We start from the raw sequence: 2,825 nt of genomic DNA on the forward strand, positions 1-2,825 counted from the left end.
CTGCGCGAGGAGTGCGTCATGGCTCGAGGAGCCGATGTCCGGGCCCGGATGGTGAGTGCCGGCGAGGAACTGCTCAGCCACCGGGGCTACGGCGTGACCATGCTCGACGTCGTCGAGCGGGCCGATGCCCCACGCGGCTCGATCTACTACCACTTCCCCAAGGGCAAGCTGGAGCTGGCGCTGGAGGTGGCCGCCAAGGTCACCCGGGAGCTGCCCGAGCTGGTCGCGCACATCGCGGCGCGCAAGCCGGACGCGACCGCTTTCCTGCAGCGCCTGGTCGAGCACCACCGCAAGCGCCTGGTGAATTCCGGCTACGAGCTCGGCTGCCCGTTGATGGGCATCATCGCCACCGGCGAGGCCGAGACGACCGAGCTGGCCGCCGCGGTCGAGAACGCCTTCAACGTGTGGACTTCCTCGATCGCCGACGCCCTGGTGGAGAAGAACTTCAACGCGCCGCAGGCGGCCCACCTCGCGACGCTCGTGGTCACCGGCATCGAGGGCTGCATCATGGTCTCGCGAGGCCAGCAGTCACCGGCCCCCTTCGTCGAGTTCAGCCGGTCGATCCCGATGCTCGTGGCAGGCGCGCTCGCCGGCCTGGTGGCCTGACCCGACGGTTGCCACCTGCGCGGCTGCGGCCCGCCGGTAAGTTCCGGCACCAAGCGCCCTGCGCGGGGCGGGCATCGTCGAGGAGGACGAACGTGAGTCGGTACTCCAGGTTCAGCGAGTTGCGCGTCGACGGCCCGGACGACTCCGGTGTCGCCGAAGTCGTGCTCAGCTCCGGGAAGCTGAACGCGGTGAGCGAGGCCGCGCACGGCCAACTCGCGGAGATCTGGCGGGAGCTGGACGCCGACGACTCGGTCCGCGCGGTTCTGCTCCGCGGCGAGGGCCGTGGGTTCTCCGCCGGCGGCTCGTTCGAGATGATCGAGAAGATCATGGCCGACTGGGCCACGCGCGCGAGGACGCTGCGCGAGGCGCGGGACCTCGTCTACAACATCATCGACTTCACCAAGCCGGTCGTCTCGGCGATGCACGGCCCGGCGGTGGGCGCGGGCCTGGTGGCCGGTGTGCTGGCCGACGTCTCGATCGTCGCCCGCACCGCGAAGATCATCGACGGCCACACCCGGCTCGGGGTCGCGGCCGGCGACCATGCCGCGGTCTGCTGGCCGCTGCTGTGCGGGATGGCGAAGGCCAAGTACTACCTGATGACGTGTCGGCCTCTCAGCGGTGAGGAGGCCGAGCGGATCGGCCTGGTCTCGATGTGCGTCGCCGACGAGGACCTGCTGACCACCGCCCGCGAGGTGGCCCACGAACTCGCCGCCGGCGCCCCGACCGCGCTGCGCTGGACGAAGCAATCGCTGAACGCCTGGTACCGCCAGTTGGCCGGGTCCATCTTCGACAGCTCGCTGGCCCTGGAGTTCCTCGGGTTCACCGGGCCGGAGGTTGCCGAGGGGCTGGCTTCGCACAAGGAGAAGCGCCCCCCGCGCTTCGTCTGAACCGTCCCGGGTTACGGGTACGCTCAAAGCCCCCGGCGTCGGGCCGGATCGAGGGCTGTTCGAAGGTGGCCGACATGGACGTGCCCGCGGTTTTCTCGGGTGCTCGCGACACCCGTGTGCTTCCGGTCGGTGAGGTGCTCTTCCACGAGGGCGAGCTGGGCGAGCACATGTACGGCGTGATCGACGGCGAGATCGGCCTGTACAAGGGCGGCCACCGCGTCGGCGTAGTCGGTCCGGGCGAGGTGCTCGGCGAGATGGCGCTGGTGGACCGGTCGCCGCGCAGCCTGACGGCGAAGGCAGACGCCCAGACCACGGTCGCGGCGATGGACCGCGACACGTTCCTGTACCTGGTCAGCCACACGCCGAACCTGGCGCTGCAGGTCATGTCGGTGCTGGCCCGCCGGCTTCGGGACCGCGACGCGGCGCACGCCGGTGACCAGGGGTAGTACACCGGCCTCGCCGCGAGGCTGGTGAGCGCGGCCGTGCCGGGCGAGGACCGGCAGTTCGACCCCTACGTGCCACGCGGGGTCCTGATGCAGCTCGCCGCCGAACCGTTCTCCCGGGTCCGCGAGGTCGACGGCTCGATGCTGTTCGCCGACCTGTCCGGGTTCACCCGCCTGTCCGAGCGCCTGCAACGCCGGGGCGCGGAGGGCGCCGAACTGCTGGTCGGGACGATCAACCGGGTTTTCGAGCAGCTGCTGCGCGTCGCCTACGACAACGGCGGCAGCCTGATCAAGTTCGGCGGCGACGCGCTGCTGCTGTTCTTCGAGGGCGACCGGCATCCGGAGCGCGCCGGCCACGCCGCGTTCCGGATGCGGCAGCGGCTGCGGGCACTGGTCCCGATGGACGTTGCCGGGGTCGCCGTCCGGCTGCGGATGACGGTCGGGGTCCACTCCGGGGCCTACCAGTTCTTCCTGGTTGGGGAATCGCACCTGGAGCCGCTGGTGGTGGGCAGCGGAGCCACGGGCATCGTGCGGACCGAGGCGTTGGCCGACAACGGGCAGATCGTGGTGAGTGCGAGCACGGCGGCACGGTTGCCGAAGCGGGTGCTCGGGCCGGCCGTGGCGGACTGCTTCCTGCTGCGGGCCGATCCGCTCACGGCCGACCTGGCCCTGGCCGGACCGATGGTGTTGCCGCCGACGGAGGCGGTCGGCCGGGCACTGTCGACCGCGGTCCGCGCGCACATCGCCGACGGTGGGTCCGCGCCGGAGCACCGCCGCGCCGCCGTCGCGTTCCTGCACTTCCGCGGGACCGACGCGATCCTGGAGCAGGACGGCGTCGAGGCGCTCGCCGATGCGCTGCACGAGCTGGTCGCGCGCGCCCAACGAGCGG

General features: G+C 71.4%; 4 protein-coding genes. All 4 read left to right on the top strand.

Translation table 11 applies throughout. The features are described 5' to 3' along the window. On the top strand, nucleotides 1-606 hold a 606-nt coding region (locus tag VG296_RS17465), incomplete at its 5' end, for a TetR/AcrR family transcriptional regulator (protein ID WP_325566806.1). A gap of 92 nt (nucleotides 607-698) precedes the next feature. Beyond that, nucleotides 699-1,493: an enoyl-CoA hydratase/isomerase family protein gene (locus VG296_RS17470; protein WP_325566807.1), complete on the top strand. Its 795-nt coding sequence runs from the start codon at nucleotides 699-701 to the stop codon at nucleotides 1,491-1,493. A gap of 74 nt (nucleotides 1,494-1,567) precedes the next feature. After that, nucleotides 1,568-1,939 carry a Crp/Fnr family transcriptional regulator gene (locus VG296_RS17475; protein ID WP_325566808.1) on the top strand — a complete coding sequence of 124 codons (372 nt, stop codon included), beginning with the start codon at nucleotides 1,568-1,570 and terminating at the stop codon, nucleotides 1,937-1,939. Nucleotides 1,940-1,963: 24 nt separating this feature from the next. After that, a partial coding sequence (locus tag VG296_RS17480; RefSeq protein ID WP_325566809.1) for an adenylate/guanylate cyclase domain-containing protein occupies nucleotides 1,964-2,825 on the top strand: 862 nt, incomplete at its 3' end.

The sequence above is a fragment of the Actinospica sp. genome (genome assembly GCF_035552695.1).
Lineage (GTDB): Bacteria > Actinomycetota > Actinomycetes > Streptomycetales > Catenulisporaceae > Actinospica.

Bases quoted from the DNA above. Each gene is read 5' to 3' on its own strand.
- VG296_RS17475 (WP_325566808.1), top strand. From the start codon at position 1,568: ATGGACGTGCCCGCGGTTTTCTCGGGTGCTCGCGACACCCGTGTGCTT.